Source organism: Erythrobacter sp. SD-21 (assembly GCF_000181515.1).
Lineage (GTDB): Bacteria > Pseudomonadota > Alphaproteobacteria > Sphingomonadales > Sphingomonadaceae > Qipengyuania.
On sequence record NZ_ABCG01000001.1, the window covers coordinates 130,711 to 149,382 of the forward strand.

Genomic DNA, 18,672 nt, shown 5'->3' on the forward strand with positions numbered 1-18,672 from the left:
TCACACAGCCCCGAACGCTTCGAATACGTGCGCGATGCCGGGCGGATCGTCGGCCTCGCGCAGGCGCTCCAGCGCTTCGTCCACCGTAAGCTCGTATGTCACCACCGTTCCGTCGGAGCCGGTGCGCTGGCCGCCGAGCAGCCGCGCGAAGGCGATGGCGCTGCGGTTTTCGGCCAGCGTGTTCATGGCGAACCGCGCGATCCCCTCGGACTGCGCTTCCAGCAGCAGGGTCGCGGTGAGGATCTTGCCGAGGCCGAGCCCGTGCCAGTCGTCCAAGATCGCGACCGAGAATTCGGCCAGCTCGCGGTCCTCCTCCTCGCGGAAGGCGTGAACCGCACCGATCGCGGGGTGTTCGTTCCGAGACATGTCGATCGCGCCCCAGGCGAGATGCTTGTCCCCATCGGCGTCGAGCAGTCGGTCGATCACCCAGTCGGGCGGGGTCGTCGCGCCGGAGAAGAAGCGCATGTAGCGCGAGTGTGGGCTCATCCGCGCGATGCCTTCGCGAATGCGCTGCTCGTCCCCGCGGTCCACGCGGCGCAGGCAGACAGGCGTGCCGTTTTCCAAGCGGGTTTCGATAACGCCGGGCGCATCGGCGGGGGAAGGGGCAGGACGGATCGCAAACCTCCTCATTTCGTGAGGCTGCATAGCATAGCGCAGCCTTCGCCGCGCGGACAGCGTTGCGGACCAAAAAAAACCCCGCCAGTGAAGGCGGGGTTTGTGAGTTGAGAACCGGATGTTGGACAGTCCGGCCCTTCGGGTCGCAAGGGCCAGCATAGGGAGACATTGGGTCATCGCGATGACATAAGTTATGCGCGCGAAATTTTTTCGCAGGCGGCGCGGCTAGGACCACACTTCTTTCCGGCGCTGCGTCCGGCCCTGACCGAGGCCCACACAGCAAAAGGCGGCGCCCGTCGCTAAACGGACACCGCCTCTGTCATGGTCAGGCCGCGAGGGCCGGACCGTGTGGCTTACATGCCTTCGTCGACCTGATCTTCGGCCGCGTCGCCACCTTCGCCCAGGGCGTCGGCCTGCGCGTCGAGAGCTTCTTCGGTCGCTTCATCGCCCTGTGCTTCGGCGAGGTCGGCCTGCTCTTCAAGCAGGTCTTCCTGCGATTCAGCCTGCTGCTCGACCAGGTCTTCCTGGGCTTCCTGCTCGCTTTCCGCGCAAGCGGCGAGCGAAAGAGCGGCGGCCGAAACGGCGACGAGTGCTGCAGTGTTGAACTTCATGGTATTTTCCCCTTCTTGGTGGATCTTGAACGCGGCAAACCCGCGCTTTCGGAGGATCTACACCTCGCAGCCCCATTTGTGCCACAATTTTTTCGATTTCGCCTTTTTTTCGCCAAAAATGCGACGAACCGTTGCGGCTAGCCCTCGGTGTCCGGACCCGGAAGGGCTTCATCCTCGCCGTAATCCTCGGGGTCGTAGCCATAGAGTTCGAGCGCCCGCGCGCGCCGCCGGGCCTCCCGGTCGAGCACGGGGTCGGCGGGGGCAGGGGGCTTCGCGCGCTCCTCGGCCAGCACTTCGGCGCGGATGCTCTCGTAGAGCGGATGGCCCGTTTCGACGCGCTGGACGCCGTATCGGGCGGCGAGGCGATGCTAGAGGAGGAAATTTGAGGAGGTTGTTGTCGGGCTTGTCCCACACGCCCAGCAGTTTGCCGGCCGAGACGATCGGCGTCGGCGTGCCCTTCAGCGCGCGTTCGAGCGCGCAATCCTCCAGCCGCTGCACCCCGCCGTCGACCGCCGCGTCCCAGGCGGCCGCAAACCCTTCCGCCCCGGGCCGCGCCCGCAGCTTGTAGAGCGCCTCCATGCTTTTGCCGATGGACCGCGCGGCCTGCACGACGATGCCGGTAGCCGCGAGCGTGCTGACGAAGCGGCGCTGGAGGTCTGGCGTAATCGAATTGCGGCGCGGCGCCGCGTGGAGATAGGGCGCAAAGGCGAGGAGCGGATCGCCCTCCTCGAGCAAAGGCGCGACATGCGCGGTGGCAGAGGTGGCCTGGCGGGGAGTTGCGCGGGTGGGGGTGGGGTGGTCTGCACTCATGGCCCACCCCAAAATGCACATTCCCGCGAAGTAGGGAAACGGTTTCTAGCGGGCGCTTATGCCAGCGAATTGGAGCGAAGCGGACGTGGGCGATAAGGGGCGCGGAAGCGCTAGGACCTGTGGTCGAGAGACCAATACCGGACGCTACAAAGGGGACGGACAGCTAACGACCCGATTGCCGACGTTTAATTTTCTATGCGATGCTCGGCCTGTCAGATGGCTAGAGAGGATATCACGTAGTGGACGATGGGATAAAGGTGAGCCGTCTCGGTCCCGAACATGCTCTCCTATACAGGGAACTTCGTCATTCAGATCTTCGGTCACATCCCGAATATTTTGGCGCGTCTCTAGACGAAGAAGCCAGCCTTTCCGAAAGCGCTGTGGCCGACCGCCTTTCCCACGGGGTAGTATTCGGTGCCTGGCTAAATGGGCAACTGGTCGGTTGCGCCGGCTTGGCTTCTCGGGAGAAAGTGAAGCTTCGGCACAAGGCAATTTTATGGGGAATGTTTGTGAGGCCCGATGCGCGTGGAGTCGGCCTTGGCAAGCTCCTGCTCGACGCAGTGATCGGACATGCGCGACCCATGTATGAAGAAGTTTTGTTGACGGTTGTCGAGGGAAACGAAACTGCTGCGAGCCTATATGCCGCCGCTGGCTTCGAGGAGTATGGCCGGGAACTTGGCGCCATCAAGATCGGCGACAGTTATTTCGGCGAGATTCTGATGCGGCTGCCCTTGGCGCATCGCTGATTGCCGGAGGTGATACTGAAAAGAGACTCAGTCAGAAAGCTATGGCCGATTTCCACCCCAATATCGGACAATCAGCCGCATGGTCCATCACACCAGAAGCAGACCGGCCGCTAAGCTCGCAATTCAGACAAAAGCGGAAATTCTGCTAACGACCCAATAGCCGCCGTTAAGGCGAAGCCTCCGTTTCTTTTTCGACGGGCCGCAACTCGACAATCAGGATAGATGCGACCCAGAAACAGATTGTAATGAAAATGTGTGGAGGAGGGCGGATGCCCTCGAACACGGTCTCTCCTATCCCGTGAATAAGAAGCAGATACAGACTGCCCACCAGCGCCAGTAAGGTGGCTACGGCCGAGAACCGACGCCGGGCCACGGGTGCGAGATATAGATACAAAACAATGGTGCAGACGACCGCAATTATTAGCGCGTAGTCGCGAAGCGGCAAGTTCGTCGTCATGCCAAGATTGGCCCCTATGAGGGCGCCAAAGAACAGGGAAACGCCGTTTAGGGCGGCCCGCTTTTCGGCAATTGTCTGTACGTCAAAACCCATTAGTCGCCGCCAGTGCATAGCAACTCCTTTGGGCAGCGAAGGTGCAGCAATACTGCCGAACAAGTCAACGACCGCGTCCCCCACTCAACAATCAGAATTTCGCTGCCCTTGATCTTGCAAACCTGACCGTCCGCTTCCCACCCCGATCAGACATTCAGTCGGATTGTTCATGGCACCAATAGCGGACTGGCAGCTAAACTCGCGGCTTAGAAGAAAGCGGCCATTTCGCCAACGACCCGTGTGTGAATGATTAGCCATTCTGTCTCGTAGCGAGACTAAGCATTTTTTCGTAGAGCCAGCGAAGAATTATTATAGCCACAATCTGCGACAACGCTCGCTACCGCACCATGGACAAACTCGATATTTCTCCCGAATTGCCCCGAGCATCAAGGCGTTCACACGGACGCACGCGGATGTTTATAACCGCGAGCCTTTCGTCAGCGGCCACAACCGGCAGCGTGCGTGTGCGCGATCTCTCGGTAGCCGGAGCATTACTGGAATCAGATGATTTGCCTGCGGTTGGAATGCGGGTGAAACTACGCAGAGGCGATTTGAGCGCCACGGGCAAAATAGTTCGCTTAGACGGAAAGTTGGCGGGAGTTCAGTTTGAACGCCTAATCAACCCAATTGATTGGCTGCCCAATAAAGCGCAGTCGCAACTGATGGTCGACACCGCCTTTCAGACGATAAAACCGCTTTTCGAGGGGGGGCCGCCCAAAGAAAGCACGCGAGTTAATGCGCGTGCCGAGGCAAGAGCTTTGCCTTCCAGCCAGACGTCTCGTGACGAACTCGAAGGGATAGCCGACATGCTCGATGCACTTGCGGATCAGATGAGCGAAGATCCTGCCATCATCGCGAGTTATCTGGACAAGCTGCAAGTGCTGGATGTTGCGTCGCAAAAGCTGCGTAAGGTGGGACGCAGCCTGCCGATTCTGTAAGGCGCGAAGCAGGCTTGCCCTTTCCTCATCCCGGCCAGCCCACTTGATTAATGTTAGTGCACACGGTCCAACGGCCAGCGCGCGACTATCCGCATCGACCGATGATGTCCGTCTTCCACCCCACTCATGACATTTACGGGCCGAATGGGATAGCGCCGAAAGCAAACGTTTGATCGGGTCTCTCTCGTTTGACCCATCACCCACGCACCCCCCCCTTGTAACCCACCGTCCTACCCTCATATAACACTTAGCTACCAGTCGCGATCGACGGTCCCGAGGGCCAGTTGCCCTCCTTTCTTTCCATTTCGCCTTCTAGCCCGCGTGCACAAGCGGTCGCTATTGAGCGCCTGCGCGAAATCGAAGGATGTATTCCCATGACACATTTTGGCACGATCAAGCGCTATGACAGCAGCACCGGCAACGGTTCGATCGCCCCTGAAAAGGGTGGCAACGTGCTCGACTTCGGCAAGGCCGATTTGCAGCAGGAAGCTTCCGAACCCGAGTCAGGCCAGCGTTTCAGCTATGAAACGAAGCAGGCCGACGGCGGCAAGCAGCGCGCCGTGAACCTGCAGCAGCAGGAACAGGGCCATTCCGAAAAGCAGGGCAGCCAGGCCAAGCAACAGCAGGGCTGATAACGCCTGAACCCTTCCGGGTGCGTCCTTAGCCGGATGCGCCCGGGATTTTGCCTGCACGCGTTTCCTTCCACCCGATTTGCGACTGGATTTCCCCATGGACCTCAATGAACTGCTTCACGCCCACCAGGTTGCCGTCATGCAGGCCAGCGCCCGCGGTGACGATGCCGACAAGGAGGGTCACTTTGCCAAGGTGGCGGAATATGCCGAACAAGTGCGCCGCCTGCGCGTGATGCGCGAAAACGGGGAGAAGCCAGCCGCCGTTGATGGCCCGCCGACCATCATCTATGGCACCTATGCCGGTGATGCAGGCAAGCCTTCCGCGGCCACACCGGAGGCATCGTGGGAAGACGAGGGCGGGGCAGTGATACCCTCTGCCGACGAGCCGCATGCCGAGCGGCAGGCCGGGGCGGACCGCGAATATAACGTCGGGGGCAAGACCTTCGGCGATTTGAACGATGCCGTGACAGAGCATTTGCGCCAGATGTCGGGCGGGGCAGACACGCCCGCGACTTGACCCATCCCCCCTCGCACACTATGTGCGCGGCCATCCGGTGAGGGAATCGCCTCGCGCGTATCCGACGCCGGCCAGATAGAGCTGAACATTGCCGGTCATGTCCCGGGGGCCTGTCGCTATCGCGACGAGGCTCTTTTCTATTGCAGCAGGATAACCTGTTCGGGGCAGCCGTCAAAGTAACCCGGTGGCCGTGTGGGCCGATGGGTGGAGCGTTTCAGGCTCGTGCGAACAGACCGCCCCGGTGCTTGCCAGCGCCGCGTGCGCCCTGAGAACACGAACCCGATACACCACCGATCATCCCGCTAGTCGCCGCCATCACACGGTGAAGAGAAAGAACTCACATGCCGACTATTAACCAGCTGGTCCGCAAGGGCCGCGTTCCGCAGAAGGCCAAGAGCAAGGTCCCTGCGATGGAGCAGAACCCGCAGAAGCGCGGCGTTTGCACCCGCGTCTACACGACGACCCCGAAGAAGCCGAACTCGGCTCTGCGCAAGGTTGCCAAGGTCCGCCTGACCAACCAGCGCGAAGTCATCTCCTACATCCCGGGCGAAGGCCACAACCTGCAGGAGCACAGCGTCGTGCTCATCCGCGGCGGCCGTGTTCGCGACCTTCCCGGCGTTCGCTACCACGTCCTTCGCGGCGTGCTCGATACGCAGGGCGTGAAGGACCGCAAGCAGTCGCGCTCGAAGTACGGCGCCAAGCGTCCGAAGTAAGGTCTTAGCGCGGTAGCGGCCCGCACCCCCACCCGGTTACCCCTACGAGGGTAGAATTTGGGTGGCCGGGTGGGGGAGCGGGCTGGTGCCGCAAGGCAGCACGGATGTGCTGCCGCTCTCCGAAGGAGTTAGCAAACATGTCACGTCGTCGTCGTCCCGAGAAGCGGGAAATCCTGCCTGATCCGAAATTCAACGATCAGGTCCTCTCGAAATTCATGAACAACCTGATGTATGATGGCCGCAAGGCCGTTGCCGAAGGTATCGTCTACACCGCGCTCGACACGGTCGAAGCCAAGGCCAAGGCGAACCCGGTCGAGGTGTTCCACAGCGCGCTCGAGAACATCAAGCCGCAGGTCGAAGTTCGCAGCCGCCGTGTCGGTGGTGCGACTTACCAGGTGCCGGTTGAAGTGCGTCCCGAGCGTGCCCAGGCACTCGCCATCCGCTGGCTGATCGGCGCGGCGCGCGGCCGTCCTGAAACGACCATGGCTGCCCGTCTCTCGGGCGAGTTGATGGATGCGTCGAACAACCGCGGCAACGCCGTCAAGAAGCGCGAAGATACGCACCGCATGGCGGACGCGAACCGCGCCTTCTCGCATTACCGCTGGTAAGGCTCGGGTGGTGGCCGGTTTCGCCTTGCGGCGGAACGGTCACCACGCGGTCACATTGACAAACAAAGGGGTGGCGGATCGTCACTCCACCTCACGAGGAATTCCACATGGCACGCGAATATCCGCTCGAGCGGTACCGCAACATCGGCATCATGGCCCACATCGATGCCGGCAAGACCACCACGACCGAACGTATCCTCTACTACACCGGCAAGTCCTACAAGATCGGCGAAGTCCACGACGGCGCCGCCACCATGGACTGGATGGAGCAGGAGCAGGAACGCGGCATCACCATTACCTCCGCTGCGACGACCACCTTCTGGTCGGCCGAAGACGGTGAAGGTCCCAAGCACCGCATCAACATCATCGACACCCCCGGCCACGTCGACTTCACCATCGAAGTCGAACGCAGCTTGCGCGTCCTCGACGGTGCGGTTGCCGTTTTCGACGGCGTCGCCGGCGTTGAGCCGCAGTCCGAAACCGTTTGGCGCCAGGCCGACAAGTACGGTGTCCCTCGGATGTGCTTCGTCAACAAGCTCGACCGTACCGGCGCAGACTTCTATTACTGCGTCCAGTCGATCATCGACCGTCTCGGCGCAAACCCGCTGGTCCTCTATCTCCCGATCGGCGCAGAAAGCGACCTTGAAGGCGTGGTCGATCTCGTCAACAATCGCGGCATCGTCTGGGAAAATGACGGCCTGGGCGCGACGTTCAACTACGTCGACATCCCAGCCGACCTCGCCGACAAGGCTGCCGAATACCGTGAGAAGCTGATCGAGACCGCCGTCGAACAGGACGACGATGTCATGGAAGCCTACCTCGAAGGTAACGAGCCCGACGCGGCGACGCTCAAGCGTCTGATCCGCAAGGGCACCATGGCGCGCGACTTCGTTCCCGTGCTGTGCGGTTCGGCGTTCAAGAACAAGGGCGTCCAGCCCCTGCTCGACGCGGTCGTCGACTACATGCCGTCGCCGCTCGACGTTCCGGCCATCAAGGGCGTCCTGCCCGACAGCGACAAGGAAGACACCCGTCCGTCGTCGGACGAAGCTCCCTTCGCTGCACTGGCCTTCAAGATCATGAATGACCCGTTCGTCGGCTCGCTCACCTTCACCCGCATCTACTCGGGTCACCTCACCAAGGGTTCGGTCCTGAACTCGGTGAAGGACAAGAAGGAAAAGATCGGTCGCATGCTGCTGATGCACTCGAATAACCGCGAGGACATCGATGAGGCGTTCGCTGGCGACATCGTCGCTATCGCAGGCCTCAAGGAAACCACCACCGGCGACACCCTGTGTGCGTCGAGCGCACCGATCATTCTCGAGCGCATGGAATTCCCCGAGCCGGTGATCGAGCTGTCGGTCGAACCGAAGACCAAAGCCGACCAGGAAAAGATGGGCGTGGCCCTCAACCGCCTGGCCGCCGAGGATCCGAGCTTCCGCGTCACCACCGACCACGAGTCGGGTCAGACGATCATCAAGGGCATGGGCGAGCTTCACCTCGACATCCTCGTCGATCGCATGAAGCGCGAGTTCAAGGTCGAAGCAAACGTCGGCGCACCGCAGGTCGCGTATCGCGAATACCTCGGCAAGCCGGTGGACGTCGATTACACCCACAAGAAGCAGTCGGGTGGTTCGGGTCAGTTCGGCCGCGTCAAGGTCAAGGTCAGCCCGGGTGAGCGCGGCCAGGGCTTCGTGTTCGAAGACAGCATCAAGGGCGGTAACATTCCGAAGGAATACATCCCCGCGATTGAAAAGGGCTTCCGTGAGCAGGCCGAAAGCGGCCATCTCGTCGGCTTCCCGATCATCGACTTCACGGTCGAGCTTTACGACGGTGCGTACCATGACGTCGACTCGAGCGCGATCGCGTTCGAAATCGCCGGTCGCGGTGCAATGCGCGAAGTTGCCGAGCGTTCGGGCATCAAGCTGCTCGAGCCGATCATGAAGGTCGAGGTCGTGACGCCTGAGGATTACCTCGGCGACGTCATCGGCGACCTCAACTCGCGTCGTGGCCAGATCCAGGGCACCGATAGCCGCGGTAACGCACAGGCTGTCGAAGCCAACGTGCCGCTCGCGAACATGTTCGGTTACGTGAACGAGCTGCGCTCGTTCACCCAGGGCCGCGCTCAGTACTCGATGCAGTTCAGCCACTACGACGAAGTTCCGGCGAACGTGGCTCAGGAAGTCAAGGAGAAGCTTGCGTAAGCGAGGCTTCCAGTCTAGGGGCGGCGCCTGATTCCGCGGGCGCCGTTTCCAACCCGCAGAAATTCACTTTCAGATTAGAGGTTATTGGAAAATGGCGAAGGAAAAATTCGAGCGTAACAAGCCGCACGTCAACGTTGGCACCATCGGCCACGTCGACCACGGCAAGACCACGCTGACCGCAGCAATCACCAAGGTTCTCGGCTCGGCCGTCGATTTCGCAAACATCGACAAGGCTCCCGAAGAGCGTGAGCGCGGCATCACCATCTCGACCGCGCACGTCGAATACGAAACCGACGCGCGTCACTACGCACACGTCGACTGCCCGGGTCACGCCGACTACGTGAAGAACATGATCACCGGTGCAGCCCAGATGGACGGCGCCATCCTGGTCGTGAACGCAGCTGACGGCCCGATGCCGCAGACCCGCGAGCACATCCTGCTTGCCCGCCAGGTCGGCGTTCCGGCTCTGGTCGTGTACATGAACAAGGTCGACCAGGTCGACGACGAGGAGATCCTCGAGCTCGTCGAACTCGAAGTTCGTGAACTCCTCAGCTCGTACGACTTCGACGGCGACAACATCGCCATCGTCAAGGGTTCGGCTCTGGCCGCTCTCGAAGGTCGTGATCCGGAAATCGGCGAAAACTCGATCAAGGAACTGATGGACGCCGTTGACGCGAACATCCCGACCCCCGACCGTCCGGTCGACAAGGACTTCCTGATGCCGATCGAAGACGTGTTCTCGATCTCGGGTCGCGGTACGGTTGTCACCGGCCGCGTCGAAACCGGCGTTGTGAACGTTGGCGACGAAGTCGAAATCGTCGGCATCAAGGACACCACCAAGACGACCGTCACCGGCGTCGAAATGTTCCGCAAGCTGCTTGACCGCGGTGAAGCTGGCGACAACATCGGTGCCCTGATCCGCGGCGTTGGCCGTGAAGAAGTCGAGCGTGGCCAGGTTCTCGCGAAGCCGGGTTCGGTTACGCCGCACACCGAGTTCAGCGCAGAAGTCTACGTCCTTTCGAAGGACGAAGGTGGCCGTCACACGCCGTTCTTCGCGAACTACCGTCCGCAGTTCTACTTCCGCACCACCGACGTCACCGGCGAAGTGATCCTTCCCGAAGGCACCGAAATGGTGATGCCGGGCGACAACGTGACGATCGACGTCAAGCTGATCGCTCCGATCGCCATGGACCAGGGCCTGCGCTTCGCAATTCGCGAAGGCGGCGGTACGGTCGGCTCGGGCGTCGTTGGCTCGATCAAGAAGTAAGCTTCGCTCGTCGAAGTCAGCTTCTGCCGAAGTAGCGGGGCCCGCCTTCCTTCAAGGGGAGGGCGGGCCCTTCGCTTTTTGTGTGAGCGATGGAAACGGCAGAAATGCACGCTTCGCCGCACGCGATGGACGGCAGTTCGTTCTGTTGGAAATCGGGGGTTGTCAGATCGGGGTCTCCCCCGTATATGCGCGCCCACAGACAGGGATTCGTCCCTATCGATAGAATTCACGGAAGGTCGCCCGCAACCGGGAAACCGGGCTCACAGTGGGGCTGACCTTTCTTTTTGTTTGCGGGCCACCCGCTGGTCCGCTTGGCTCTTTCGCATCGGTGTAGGTAATGGAAGCACAGAATATCCGCATTCGCCTCAAGGCGTTCGATCATCGCGTTCTCGACCAGGCAACTGGCGAAATCGCAGACACCGCGCGTCGCACGGGTGCCCTTATTCGTGGTCCCATTCCCATGCCGACGCGTATCGAGAAGTTCACCGTGAACCGCGGCCCGCACATCGACAAGAAGTCGCGCGAGCAGTTCGAGGTGCGCACCTACAAGCGTCTGCTCGACATCGTGCAGCCCAACGCCCAGACCGTCGACGCGCTGATGAAGCTCGACCTCGCTGCTGGCGTGAACGTCGAAATCAAGCTCGCCTAAGCAAGCTCGATTGGTCTTCCTGCCGGACTTGAAAAGGCAGGGAAGTTTCAGGGGCGCTCGATAGCCCCGCCGGTTCGCAAGAGCAGGCAAGACATCGGGATACCGCCGGATTTCATCCGGGACTGCGTCCCCCGTCTGCTTCCCTCGGGAAGCAATCAGCCCGGACGGGGGCACGCATCGCACAATCGGGCTGGCACGCACCCTGGGGATGAGCTCCTTGGTGCCTCTGTTGAGGAGTTTGACGATGCGCACAGGCGTTATCGCAAAGAAAGTCGGGATGACCCGCCTCTTCCAGGAGGACGGACGGCACGTACCCGTGACCGTTCTTTCGCTGGAAGATTGCCAGGTCACCGCACATCGCACCGAAGACCGTGACGGCTACTACGGCGTCCAGGTCGGTTCGGGCGAAGCGAAGCAGAAGAACGTGAACAAGCCGCAGCGCGAAGCTTTTGCCAAGGCAGAAGTCGCGCTGAAGATGAAGGTCGGTGAATTCCGCGTGGACAGCGAGGAAGCCCTGCTTCCGGTCGGCGCCCGCATATCGGCCGAACACTTCGTCGCAGGCCAGAAGGTCGACATCACGGGTCACACCCAGGGTAAGGGCTTTGCCGGCGCCATGAAGCGTTGGGGCTTCGGTGGTCTGCGCGCCACCCACGGTGTCTCGATCTCGCACCGCTCGCACGGTTCGACGGGTAACCGTCAGGACCCGGGCCGCGTATTCAAGGGCAAGAAGATGGCCGGTCACATGGGTGACCGCCAGCGTACGCAGCAGAACCTCGAGATCGTGCGCACCGACGCCGATCGCGGCCTCCTCTTCGTTAAGGGCTCGGTCCCGGGCGCGAAGAATGGCTGGCTGATGGTTCGCGACGCTGTGAAGGTTCGCATGCCCGACGATCTGCCGTTCCCTGGCGTGATGCGTCGCAACGAAGACGAGTTCAAATCGGAAGAAGCCGATGCGGGCCTGATCGAAAGCGCAGCAGAACACGAAGTCGGCACGGAAGTTTCCGCTGAACAGCAGGAAAAGCTGATGCAGCAGCAGGAATCGGGTGCAGACGCCGAAACCACGACCGACGGCGATGCCGGCGGTGAGAGCAAGGAGTCCTGATCGTGAAGGTCAAGGTCCAGAAAATCGACGGCAAGGCGTCGGGCGACATCGAGCTGAACGATGACGTGTTCGGGGTCGAGCCGCGTGCCGACATCCTGCACCGCGTTGTCACCTGGCAGCTCGAGAACCGGCGCGGCACCGCACGTCCCACGCGTGAGCGTTCGGACGTTGCCCGCACTGGCAAGAAGTTCGGTCGTCAAAAGGGTGGTGGTACCGCCCGTCACGGCGACCGCGGCGCTCCGATCTTCATTGGCGGCGGCAAGGCTCACGGCGCGCGCAAGCGTGACTTCGAGCAGTCGCTCAACAAGAAGATCCGCGCGCTCGGCCTGAAGATGGCTCTTTCGAGCAAGGCTAAGGACGGCCTCGTCGTCGTCGACAGCCTTGAGCTCAAGGACGCCAAGACCAAGGCGCTTAAGGGTCACTTCGACAAGAATGGCTGGAGCGGCAAGGTCCTCATCATCGACGGCGAAAGCGTCAACGACGGCTTCAAGAAGGCTGCCGGCAACCTGCCGGGCGTCAACGTGCTGCCGGCCATGGGCGCCAACGTCTACGACATCCTGAAGCACGACACGCTTGTCCTCACCAAGGACGCGGTCGAGAAGCTGGAGGGCCGTTTCAATGGCTAAGAAGCAGGCAATCGACGCGCGTCACTACGACGTGATCCTTGCTCCGCACATCACCGAGAAGTCGACGCTTGCGTCGGAAAACAACGCGGTGGTGTTCAAGGTCGCAGGCGATGCGACCAAGCCGCAGATCAAGGAAGCCGTGGAAGCGATCTATGCCGATCAGAAGGCAAAGGTCGTCGCGGTCAACACGATCAACGTGAAGGGCAAGACCAAGCGCTGGAAGGGCAAGCCCTACAAGCGCAACGACGTGAAGAAGGCGATCGTCACTCTCGCTGAGGGTGCCATGATCGACATCACGGAAGGTGTGAGCTGATGGCACTCAAGAACTACAAACCGACGAGCCCCGCACGCCGCGGCCTCATCCTCGTCGACAAGTCGGGACTGTACAAAGGCAAGCCCGTCAAGTCGCTGACGGAAGGCAAGCGCAAGACCGGTGGCCGGAACAACAAGGGCCATGTCACCTCGCGTGGCATCGGTGGCGGTCACAAGCAGAAGTACCGCTTCATCGACTTCAAGCGTCGCAAGTGGGACGTTGAAGGCACCGTGGAACGGATCGAATACGATCCCAACCGCACCGCTTTCATCGCACTCGTGAAGTACGAAGACGGCGAGCAGGCCTACATCCTCGCTCCGCAGCGTCTCGCTGTCGGCGACAAGGTGATCGCGGCTGAAAAGACCGACACCAAGCCCGGCAACGCCATGCTGCTCGGCCAGATGCCGGTCGGCACCATTTGCCACAACGTCGAAATGAAGCCCGGCAAGGGCGGTCAGATCGCACGTTCGGCCGGTGCCTACGTCCAGCTGGTCGGTCGTGACCGCGGCATGGTCATCGTCAGGCTCAATTCAGGCGAGCAGCGCTATCTGCGTGCCGACTGCATGGGCACCGTCGGCGCCGTGTCGAACCCGGACAACCAGAACCAGAACCTGGGCAAGGCCGGTCGTCGTCGCTGGATGGGCATCAAGCCGCTGACCCGCGGTGTCGCCAAGAACCCGGTCGACCACCCGCATGGCGGTGGTGAAGGCCGGACCTCGGGCGGCCGCCACCCGGTCACTCCGTGGGGCAAGCCGACCAAGGGCGCCCGTACTCGCAAGAACAAGCAGACGGACAAGATGATCATCCGTTCGCGCCACGCGAAGAAGAAGAGGTAATCCGACATGGCTCGTTCCGTCTGGAAAGGTCCGTTCGTCGAACTCAGCCTTCTTAAGAAGGCAGAAGAGGCGCAGGAAGCAAGCAACGCCAAGCCGATCAAGACCTGGTCGCGCCGCAGCACCATCCTGCCCCAGTTCGTCGGTCTCACGTTCAACGTGTACAACGGCCACAAGTTCATCCCCGTATCCGTTTCGGAAGAAATGGTCGGCCACAAGCTCGGTGAATTCGCGCCCACGCGCACCTTCCCGGGTCACGCTGCCGACAAGAAGGGCAAGCGCTGATGAGCAAGCAGAAAGCACCCCGTCGCGTCGCCGACAACGAGGCTCTGGCCGTAGGCACCACCATCCGTGGTTCCGCGCAGAAGCTGAACCTCGTTGCCGAGCTCATCCGCGGCAAGAAGGCCGAAGAGGCCCTCAACATCCTGGCCTTCTCGAAGAAGTCGATGGCCAAGGATGCCACGAAGGTTCTCGCCTCGGCGATCGCCAACGCGGAAAACAACCACAACCTCGATGTCGACTCGCTGGTCGTCGCTGAGGCTTCGGTGGGCAAGTCGATCACGATGAAGCGCTTCCACACCCGTGGTCGCGGCAAGTCGACGCGCATCCTGAAGCCGTTCAGCCGCCTTCGGATCGTCGTCCGCGAGCAGGAAGAGGCGTAAGATGGGCCATAAGAGCAATCCGATCGGTCTGCGCCTGCAGATCAACCGCACCTGGGACAGCCGCTGGTACGCCGAAGGGCGCGACTACGCCAAGCTGCTGGCCGAGGACATCGAGATCCGCAAGTACATCCTCGAGAAGGCTGCTCAGGCCGCTATCTCGAAGGTTGTGATCGAGCGTCCGGCGAAGCTTTGCCGTATCTCGATCTACGCTGCGCGTCCCGGTGTCATCATCGGCAAGAAGGGCGCGGACATCGAGAAGCTGCGCGCCAAGCTGTCGCAGATGACCGAAAGCGAAGTGAAGCTGAACATCGTCGAAATCCGCAAGCCGGAAGTCGATGCCAAGCTCGTCGCCCAGGGCATCGCCGACCAGCTGATCCGCCGTGTGGCTTTCCGCCGTGCGATGAAGCGCGCCATGCAGTCGGCCATGCGCCTTGGTGCCGAAGGCATCAAGATCATGTGTGGCGGCCGTCTCGGCGGTGCGGAAATCGCTCGCGTCGAACAGTATCGCGAAGGCCGCGTGCCGCTGCACACGCTGCGCGCCAACATCGATTACGCTGAAGCCGAAGCGCTGACCGCTTACGGCATCATCGGCATCAAGGTGTGGGTCTTCAAGGGTGAGATCCTCGGCCACGACCCGACCGCGCAGGACCGTCTCATGATGGAATCGCAGACGTCCGGCGTCCGTCCGGCTCGCTGATTGCAGGTATAGGAAAGAACCATGCTGCAACCGAAGAAAACCAAGTACCGCAAGGCGTTCAAGGGCAAGATCCATGGCAAAGCCAAGGGCGGCACGACGCTCAACTTCGGCTCTTACGGGCTGAAGGCTCTCGAGCCCGAGCGTATCACTGCGCGCCAGATCGAAGCGGCTCGCCGCGCGATCACGCGTCACATCAAGCGCCAGGGCCGTCTCTGGATCCGCGTCTTCCCGGACGTGCCGGTTTCGAAGAAGCCTGCCGAAGTCCGTCAGGGTAAGGGCAAGGGTTCGGTCGAATACTGGGCCGCTCGCGTGAAGCCGGGCCGCATCCTGTTCGAACTCGACGGCGTTGCCGGCCCGCTGGCCGCCGAAGCGTTCAGCCGCGCAGCCATGAAGCTGCCGGTCAAGACCAAGGTCGTGGCCCGCCTGGGCGACACCTCGCACCTCGGAGGCGAATAATGAGCAAGATCGAAGATCTGCGCCAGAAGAGCGACGACCAGCTGGACGAAGAGCTGACCACCCTGAAGCGCGAGGCATTCAACCTGCGCTTCCAGGCGGCGACCAACCAGCTCGAAGCACCGGCGCGCATCCGTGAAGTCCGTCGCACGATCGCCAAGATCAAGACGCTTCAGACCGAGCGTACCCGCGCGGCCGAAGCCAAGGCTTAAGGAGTAGACCATGCCCAAGCGTATTCTGATCGGGACCGTCACCTCCGACAAGACCGACAAGACCGTGACCGTACTGGTCGAGCGTAAGGTGAAGCACCCCCTCTACGGGAAGATCATCCGTCGCTCGAAGAAGTACCACGCCCACGACGAGCAAAACGAGTACCAGCTCGGCGACGTCGTGCGCATCGAAGAGACCAAGCCGATCTCGAAGACCAAGACCTGGATGGTCAAGGACCGGGTGACGGCAGGCGGAACCCAGGCTGTCGAGGCCGACCTCGAAGTCGAAGCCGCAGGCAACTGACGTATTAGGAACTGCCGGGCGCCTGGAAACAGGGCCGTCCCGGCAAGCCAAGAGAAGGAACCGGATCAATGATCCAGATGCAATCCAATCTCGACGTCGCGGACAACAGCGGCGCCAAGCGCGTCCAGTGCATCAAGGTACTGGGCGGCTCGAAGCGCCGTACCGCGTCCGTCGGTGACGTGATCGTGGTTTCCGTCAAGGAAGCCCAGCCGCGCACGAAGGTGAAGAAGGGCGATGTCCATCGCGCTGTCATCGTGCGCACGAAGAAGGACGTACGCCGCCCCGATGGCAGCGTGATCCGCTTCGACAGCAACGCCGCAGTTCTCGTCAACAAGAACGAAGAACCCATCGGCACCCGTATCTTCGGACCGGTGGTTCGCGAACTTCGCGGCCGCGGCTTCATGAAGATCATCTCGCTTGCTCCGGAGGTGCTGTAATGGCTTCTGCAAAGATCAAGAAAGGTGACACCGTCGTCGTCCTGTCCGGCAAGGACAAGGGCAAGACCGGTACCGTGTCGAAGGTCAGCCCGAAGGACGGCAAGATTGTCGTCGAGGGCGTGAACATCGCCGCGCGTCACCGCAAGCCGACCCAGCAGAACCCGCAGGGCGGTATCGATCGCTTCGAAGCGCCGATGCCGATCAGCAAGGTTGCTGTGGCCGATCCCAAGGATGGCAAGCCCACCCGCGTCCGTTTCGAAGATAAGGACGGCAAGAAGGTGCGCGTTGCCGTGAAGAGTGGGGAGACCATCGATGGCTGATTACACCCCCCGTATGAAGCAGCGCTACGACGACGAGATCGTCAAGGCGATGACCGAGAAGTTCGGTTACAAGAACCGTCTCGAAGTTCCGAAGCTGGAAAAGATTACGCTCAACATGGGCGTTGGCGAAGCCAGCCAGGACAAGAAGAAGGTCCAGACCGCTGCGGAAGAAATGGCCAAGATTGCCGGTCAGAAGCCGGTCATCACCAAGGCCAAGAAGTCGATCGCGCAGTTCAAGCTGCGTGAAGGCATGCCCATCGGTGCGAAGGTGACCCTTCGTCGCGAGCGCATGTACGAATTTCTCGACCGCCTCGTGACCATTGCAATGCCTCGCATCCGCGACTTCCGTGGCCTCAACGCCAAGTCGTTCGACGGTCGTGGCAACTACGCAATGGGCCTCAAAGAGCAGATCATCTTCCCCGAAATCTCCTACGACCAGATCGAGAAGGTTCGGGGCATGGATATCATCGTGACCACCACGGCGAAGACCGACGAAGAAGCCCGCGAGCTTCTCAAGCTGTTCGGTTTCCCGTTCCCGTCCGAAAAGACGGAAGAGAAGGAGGCGGCGTGAGCCGCTTCCGGATCGCAGGATAAGGAAGGAACTTAAGTCCAATGGCGAAACTGAGTTCGATCAACAAGAACGAGCGTCGCAAGAAGCTCGTGAAGCAGTATGCGGACAAGTACGCAAAGCTGAAGGCTATCGCTGATGACGAGAGCCTCGATGACGGCGAACGCCTGATGGCGCGCCTGAAGATGGCTGAGCTGCCCCGCAACGCGAACCCGACCCGCGTGCGCAACCGCTGCGCCACCACCGGCCGCCCGCGCGGCTATTACCGCAAGTTCGGCCTCAACCGCATCGAACTGCGCGACCTCGGCAACAAGGGCCTGATTCCGGGCCTGACCAAGTCGAGCTGGTGAGGTACTGACAGATGGCTATGACCGATCCCCTGGGTGATATGCTCACCCGCATCCGCAACGGCCAGCAGGCGAAGAAGGACAGTGTCCTTTCGCCCGCTTCCAAGCTGCGTGCGAACGTCCTCGAAGTTCTTCAGCGCGAAGGCTACATCCGTGGCTACAGCGACGATGCTTCGGGCAAGCACCCGCAGCTGCGGATTGAACTGAAGTATTTCGAAGGCGAACCGGCTATCAAGCACGTCGCCCGTGTCTCCAAGCCTGGCCGCCGCGTCTACGCGGGTTCGAAAGAACTCCCCGTCGTGCGCAATGGCCTCGGCATCACCATCGTCTCGACGCCGAAGGGCGTGCTTTCCGACGCGGAAGCCCGTGCTGACAACGTCGGCGGCGAAGTGCTGGCGGAGGTGTTCTGATGAGCCGCATTGGCAAGAAGCCGGTAGCGATCCCTAGCGGGGTCACTGCCAATATCGACGGCGACACGCTTTCGGTTAAGGGTCCCAAGGGCACCCTGACCATGGGCCTGTCGGAGCTGGTCGAATACAAGCTCGAGAACGACGAAATCTCCGTCACACCGGCCAACGACACGCGCGCCGCTCGCAACCACTGGGGTATGCAGCGCACGCTCGTTTCGAACCTGGTCGAAGGTGTGACCGAAGGTTTCACCAAGGTTCTCGAAATCAACGGTGTCGGCTACCGTGCACAGGCGCAGGGCAAGAAGCTTAAGCTTCAGCTCGGCTACTCGCACGATGTCGATCTCGACGTTCCCGAAGGTATCGAGGTGAAGACCCCGGACCAGACGACCGTCGAAATCAGCGGCACCGACAAGCAGGCCGTGGGCCAGTTCGCGGCGAATGTCCGCAAGTGGCGCAAGCCCGAACCCTACAAGGGCAAGGGTATCAAGTATCGCGGCGAGTATATCTTCCGCAAGGAAGGGAAGAAGAAGTAAG

At 61.3% G+C, this 18,672-nt stretch carries 29 protein-coding genes; 25 read left to right on the top strand and 4 right to left on the bottom strand.

Translation table 11 applies throughout. From position 1 onward, the window contains the following. From ED21_RS00650 to ED21_RS14960, 3 genes are all read right to left on the bottom strand, one after another. A complete protein-coding gene (locus tag ED21_RS00650) occupies positions 1-630 on the bottom strand; it encodes a GNAT family N-acetyltransferase (protein WP_233995682.1) in 630 nt (209 codons plus the stop codon). Positions 631-968: 338 nt separating this feature from the next. Next, complete coding sequence (locus ED21_RS00655) at positions 969-1,226, bottom strand: hypothetical protein (RefSeq protein ID WP_006831866.1); 258 nt, start codon at positions 1,224-1,226, stop codon at positions 969-971. A gap of 168 nt (positions 1,227-1,394) precedes the next feature. Beyond that, positions 1,395-2,036 (bottom strand): hypothetical protein, encoded by a 642-nt coding sequence (locus tag ED21_RS14960; RefSeq protein ID WP_006831867.1) that lies wholly within the window; start codon positions 2,034-2,036, stop codon positions 1,395-1,397. 257 nt (positions 2,037-2,293) lie between these two features. On the opposite strand from ED21_RS14960, the gene ED21_RS14965 reads away from it, so the two are divergent. Continuing rightward, a complete protein-coding gene (locus ED21_RS14965; RefSeq protein WP_083800360.1) occupies positions 2,294-2,782 on the top strand; it encodes a GNAT family N-acetyltransferase in 489 nt (162 codons plus the stop codon). 166 nt (positions 2,783-2,948) lie between these two features. Here ED21_RS14965 and ED21_RS00670 read toward each other — a convergent pair whose 3' ends face one another. Then, a complete protein-coding gene (locus ED21_RS00670) occupies positions 2,949-3,332 on the bottom strand; it encodes a hypothetical protein (RefSeq protein ID WP_006831869.1) in 384 nt (127 codons plus the stop codon). 347 nt (positions 3,333-3,679) lie between these two features. Between ED21_RS00670 and ED21_RS14970 the strand changes: the two genes are divergently transcribed. The 24 genes from ED21_RS14970 to rplF all read left to right on the top strand — a co-directional run bounded on the left by ED21_RS14970 (position 3,680) and on the right by rplF (position 18,671). Further along, positions 3,680-4,270 carry a PilZ domain-containing protein gene (locus ED21_RS14970; protein WP_083800345.1) on the top strand — a complete coding sequence of 197 codons (591 nt, stop codon included), beginning with the start codon at positions 3,680-3,682 and terminating at the stop codon, positions 4,268-4,270. Between the two features lie 374 nt (positions 4,271-4,644). Continuing rightward, a complete protein-coding gene (locus tag ED21_RS00680) occupies positions 4,645-4,902 on the top strand; it encodes a cold-shock protein (protein ID WP_006831871.1) in 258 nt (85 codons plus the stop codon). A 97-nt stretch (positions 4,903-4,999) separates the two neighbouring features. Further along, a complete protein-coding gene (locus ED21_RS00685; RefSeq protein WP_006831872.1) occupies positions 5,000-5,419 on the top strand; it encodes a hypothetical protein in 420 nt (139 codons plus the stop codon). A 341-nt stretch (positions 5,420-5,760) separates the two neighbouring features. Next, entirely contained in the window at positions 5,761-6,132 is a 372-nt protein-coding gene (gene rpsL / locus ED21_RS00690; protein WP_006831873.1) for a 30S ribosomal protein S12, read from the top strand. A 137-nt stretch (positions 6,133-6,269) separates the two neighbouring features. Then, the gene (gene rpsG, locus ED21_RS00695; RefSeq protein ID WP_006831874.1) at positions 6,270-6,740 is read left to right on the top strand and encodes a 30S ribosomal protein S7; all 471 of its coding nucleotides are present in this window, start codon (positions 6,270-6,272) and stop codon (positions 6,738-6,740) included. 107 nt (positions 6,741-6,847) lie between these two features. Next, the gene (fusA, locus tag ED21_RS00700) at positions 6,848-8,941 is read left to right on the top strand and encodes an elongation factor G (protein ID WP_006831875.1); all 2,094 of its coding nucleotides are present in this window, start codon (positions 6,848-6,850) and stop codon (positions 8,939-8,941) included. Between the two features lie 91 nt (positions 8,942-9,032). Further along, a complete protein-coding gene (gene tuf / locus ED21_RS00705) occupies positions 9,033-10,208 on the top strand; it encodes an elongation factor Tu (RefSeq protein ID WP_006831876.1) in 1,176 nt (391 codons plus the stop codon). Positions 10,209-10,545: 337 nt separating this feature from the next. Continuing rightward, positions 10,546-10,857 (top strand): 30S ribosomal protein S10, encoded by a 312-nt coding sequence (gene rpsJ / locus ED21_RS00710; protein ID WP_006831877.1) that lies wholly within the window; start codon positions 10,546-10,548, stop codon positions 10,855-10,857. Between the two features lie 244 nt (positions 10,858-11,101). Continuing rightward, positions 11,102-11,959, top strand: a complete 858-nt coding sequence (rplC, locus tag ED21_RS00715; protein WP_006831878.1) for a 50S ribosomal protein L3 — start codon at positions 11,102-11,104, stop codon at positions 11,957-11,959. A gap of 2 nt (positions 11,960-11,961) precedes the next feature. Next, positions 11,962-12,585, top strand: a complete 624-nt coding sequence (rplD, locus tag ED21_RS00720) for a 50S ribosomal protein L4 (RefSeq protein ID WP_006831879.1) — start codon at positions 11,962-11,964, stop codon at positions 12,583-12,585. Next, the gene (locus ED21_RS00725) at positions 12,578-12,898 is read left to right on the top strand and encodes a 50S ribosomal protein L23 (protein WP_006831880.1); all 321 of its coding nucleotides are present in this window, start codon (positions 12,578-12,580) and stop codon (positions 12,896-12,898) included. The genes rplD and ED21_RS00725 overlap by 8 nt, the downstream gene beginning before the upstream one ends. Then, the gene (gene rplB, locus ED21_RS00730) at positions 12,898-13,734 is read left to right on the top strand and encodes a 50S ribosomal protein L2 (protein WP_006831881.1); all 837 of its coding nucleotides are present in this window, start codon (positions 12,898-12,900) and stop codon (positions 13,732-13,734) included. Before ED21_RS00725 ends, rplB begins: the two co-directional genes overlap by 1 nt. Before the next feature lie 6 nt (positions 13,735-13,740). Continuing rightward, positions 13,741-14,016 (top strand): 30S ribosomal protein S19, encoded by a 276-nt coding sequence (gene rpsS / locus ED21_RS00735; protein WP_006831882.1) that lies wholly within the window; start codon positions 13,741-13,743, stop codon positions 14,014-14,016. Beyond that, entirely contained in the window at positions 14,016-14,393 is a 378-nt protein-coding gene (gene rplV / locus ED21_RS00740; RefSeq protein WP_006831883.1) for a 50S ribosomal protein L22, read from the top strand. Before rpsS ends, rplV begins: the two co-directional genes overlap by 1 nt. Before the next feature lies 1 nt (position 14,394). Next, a complete protein-coding gene (rpsC, locus tag ED21_RS00745; RefSeq protein WP_006831884.1) occupies positions 14,395-15,090 on the top strand; it encodes a 30S ribosomal protein S3 in 696 nt (231 codons plus the stop codon). A gap of 21 nt (positions 15,091-15,111) precedes the next feature. After that, positions 15,112-15,546 (top strand): 50S ribosomal protein L16, encoded by a 435-nt coding sequence (rplP, locus tag ED21_RS00750; protein ID WP_006831885.1) that lies wholly within the window; start codon positions 15,112-15,114, stop codon positions 15,544-15,546. Next, positions 15,546-15,755, top strand: a complete 210-nt coding sequence (gene rpmC / locus ED21_RS00755) for a 50S ribosomal protein L29 (RefSeq protein ID WP_006831886.1) — start codon at positions 15,546-15,548, stop codon at positions 15,753-15,755. The genes rplP and rpmC overlap by 1 nt, the downstream gene beginning before the upstream one ends. Positions 15,756-15,765: 10 nt before the next feature. Continuing rightward, entirely contained in the window at positions 15,766-16,056 is a 291-nt protein-coding gene (rpsQ, locus tag ED21_RS00760) for a 30S ribosomal protein S17 (RefSeq protein ID WP_006831887.1), read from the top strand. A gap of 68 nt (positions 16,057-16,124) precedes the next feature. Then, positions 16,125-16,493, top strand: a complete 369-nt coding sequence (rplN, locus tag ED21_RS00765) for a 50S ribosomal protein L14 (RefSeq protein ID WP_006831888.1) — start codon at positions 16,125-16,127, stop codon at positions 16,491-16,493. After that, complete coding sequence (rplX, locus tag ED21_RS00770) at positions 16,493-16,813, top strand: 50S ribosomal protein L24 (protein WP_006831889.1); 321 nt, start codon at positions 16,493-16,495, stop codon at positions 16,811-16,813. Before rplN ends, rplX begins: the two co-directional genes overlap by 1 nt. After that, positions 16,806-17,384, top strand: coding sequence for a 50S ribosomal protein L5 (rplE, locus tag ED21_RS00775; protein WP_034920903.1), 579 nt, complete (start codon positions 16,806-16,808; stop codon positions 17,382-17,384). Before rplX ends, rplE begins: the two co-directional genes overlap by 8 nt. A gap of 41 nt (positions 17,385-17,425) precedes the next feature. Next, positions 17,426-17,731 carry a 30S ribosomal protein S14 gene (gene rpsN / locus ED21_RS00780; RefSeq protein ID WP_006831891.1) on the top strand — a complete coding sequence of 102 codons (306 nt, stop codon included), beginning with the start codon at positions 17,426-17,428 and terminating at the stop codon, positions 17,729-17,731. An 11-nt stretch (positions 17,732-17,742) separates the two neighbouring features. Continuing rightward, the gene (gene rpsH / locus ED21_RS00785; protein ID WP_006831892.1) at positions 17,743-18,138 is read left to right on the top strand and encodes a 30S ribosomal protein S8; all 396 of its coding nucleotides are present in this window, start codon (positions 17,743-17,745) and stop codon (positions 18,136-18,138) included. Further along, positions 18,138-18,671: a 50S ribosomal protein L6 gene (gene rplF, locus ED21_RS00790; protein ID WP_006831893.1), complete on the top strand. Its 534-nt coding sequence runs from the start codon at positions 18,138-18,140 to the stop codon at positions 18,669-18,671. The genes rpsH and rplF overlap by 1 nt, the downstream gene beginning before the upstream one ends. Position 18,672: the final 1 nt, after the last annotated feature.

Coding starts and splice junctions, on each gene's coding strand:
- ED21_RS00650 (WP_233995682.1), bottom strand. CDS start 630: ATGAGGAGGTTTGCGATCCGTCCTGCCCCTTCCCCCGCCGATGCGCCC.
- rpsH (WP_006831892.1), top strand. CDS start 17,743: ATGGCTATGACCGATCCCCTGGGTGATATGCTCACCCGCATCCGCAAC.
- rplC (WP_006831878.1), top strand. CDS start 11,102: ATGCGCACAGGCGTTATCGCAAAGAAAGTCGGGATGACCCGCCTCTTC.
- rplE (WP_034920903.1), top strand. CDS start 16,806: ATGGCTGATTACACCCCCCGTATGAAGCAGCGCTACGACGACGAGATC.
- rplN (WP_006831888.1), top strand. CDS start 16,125: ATGATCCAGATGCAATCCAATCTCGACGTCGCGGACAACAGCGGCGCC.
- tuf (WP_006831876.1), top strand. CDS start 9,033: ATGGCGAAGGAAAAATTCGAGCGTAACAAGCCGCACGTCAACGTTGGC.
- ED21_RS00680 (WP_006831871.1), top strand. CDS start 4,645: ATGACACATTTTGGCACGATCAAGCGCTATGACAGCAGCACCGGCAAC.
- rpmC (WP_006831886.1), top strand. CDS start 15,546: ATGAGCAAGATCGAAGATCTGCGCCAGAAGAGCGACGACCAGCTGGAC.
- ED21_RS14970 (WP_083800345.1), top strand. CDS start 3,680: ATGGACAAACTCGATATTTCTCCCGAATTGCCCCGAGCATCAAGGCGT.
- rpsL (WP_006831873.1), top strand. CDS start 5,761: ATGCCGACTATTAACCAGCTGGTCCGCAAGGGCCGCGTTCCGCAGAAG.
- rplP (WP_006831885.1), top strand. CDS start 15,112: ATGCTGCAACCGAAGAAAACCAAGTACCGCAAGGCGTTCAAGGGCAAG.
- rplV (WP_006831883.1), top strand. CDS start 14,016: ATGAGCAAGCAGAAAGCACCCCGTCGCGTCGCCGACAACGAGGCTCTG.
- ED21_RS00685 (WP_006831872.1), top strand. CDS start 5,000: ATGGACCTCAATGAACTGCTTCACGCCCACCAGGTTGCCGTCATGCAG.
- rpsQ (WP_006831887.1), top strand. CDS start 15,766: ATGCCCAAGCGTATTCTGATCGGGACCGTCACCTCCGACAAGACCGAC.
- fusA (WP_006831875.1), top strand. CDS start 6,848: ATGGCACGCGAATATCCGCTCGAGCGGTACCGCAACATCGGCATCATG.
- rpsS (WP_006831882.1), top strand. CDS start 13,741: ATGGCTCGTTCCGTCTGGAAAGGTCCGTTCGTCGAACTCAGCCTTCTT.
- rpsJ (WP_006831877.1), top strand. CDS start 10,546: ATGGAAGCACAGAATATCCGCATTCGCCTCAAGGCGTTCGATCATCGC.
- ED21_RS00670 (WP_006831869.1), bottom strand. CDS start 3,332: ATGGGTTTTGACGTACAGACAATTGCCGAAAAGCGGGCCGCCCTAAAC.
- rplF (WP_006831893.1), top strand. CDS start 18,138: ATGAGCCGCATTGGCAAGAAGCCGGTAGCGATCCCTAGCGGGGTCACT.
- rpsC (WP_006831884.1), top strand. CDS start 14,395: ATGGGCCATAAGAGCAATCCGATCGGTCTGCGCCTGCAGATCAACCGC.
- rpsG (WP_006831874.1), top strand. CDS start 6,270: ATGTCACGTCGTCGTCGTCCCGAGAAGCGGGAAATCCTGCCTGATCCG.
- ED21_RS00655 (WP_006831866.1), bottom strand. CDS start 1,226: ATGAAGTTCAACACTGCAGCACTCGTCGCCGTTTCGGCCGCCGCTCTT.
- rplB (WP_006831881.1), top strand. CDS start 12,898: ATGGCACTCAAGAACTACAAACCGACGAGCCCCGCACGCCGCGGCCTC.
- ED21_RS14960 (WP_006831867.1), bottom strand. CDS start 2,036: ATGAGTGCAGACCACCCCACCCCCACCCGCGCAACTCCCCGCCAGGCC.
- ED21_RS00725 (WP_006831880.1), top strand. CDS start 12,578: ATGGCTAAGAAGCAGGCAATCGACGCGCGTCACTACGACGTGATCCTT.
- rpsN (WP_006831891.1), top strand. CDS start 17,426: ATGGCGAAACTGAGTTCGATCAACAAGAACGAGCGTCGCAAGAAGCTC.
- rplX (WP_006831889.1), top strand. CDS start 16,493: ATGGCTTCTGCAAAGATCAAGAAAGGTGACACCGTCGTCGTCCTGTCC.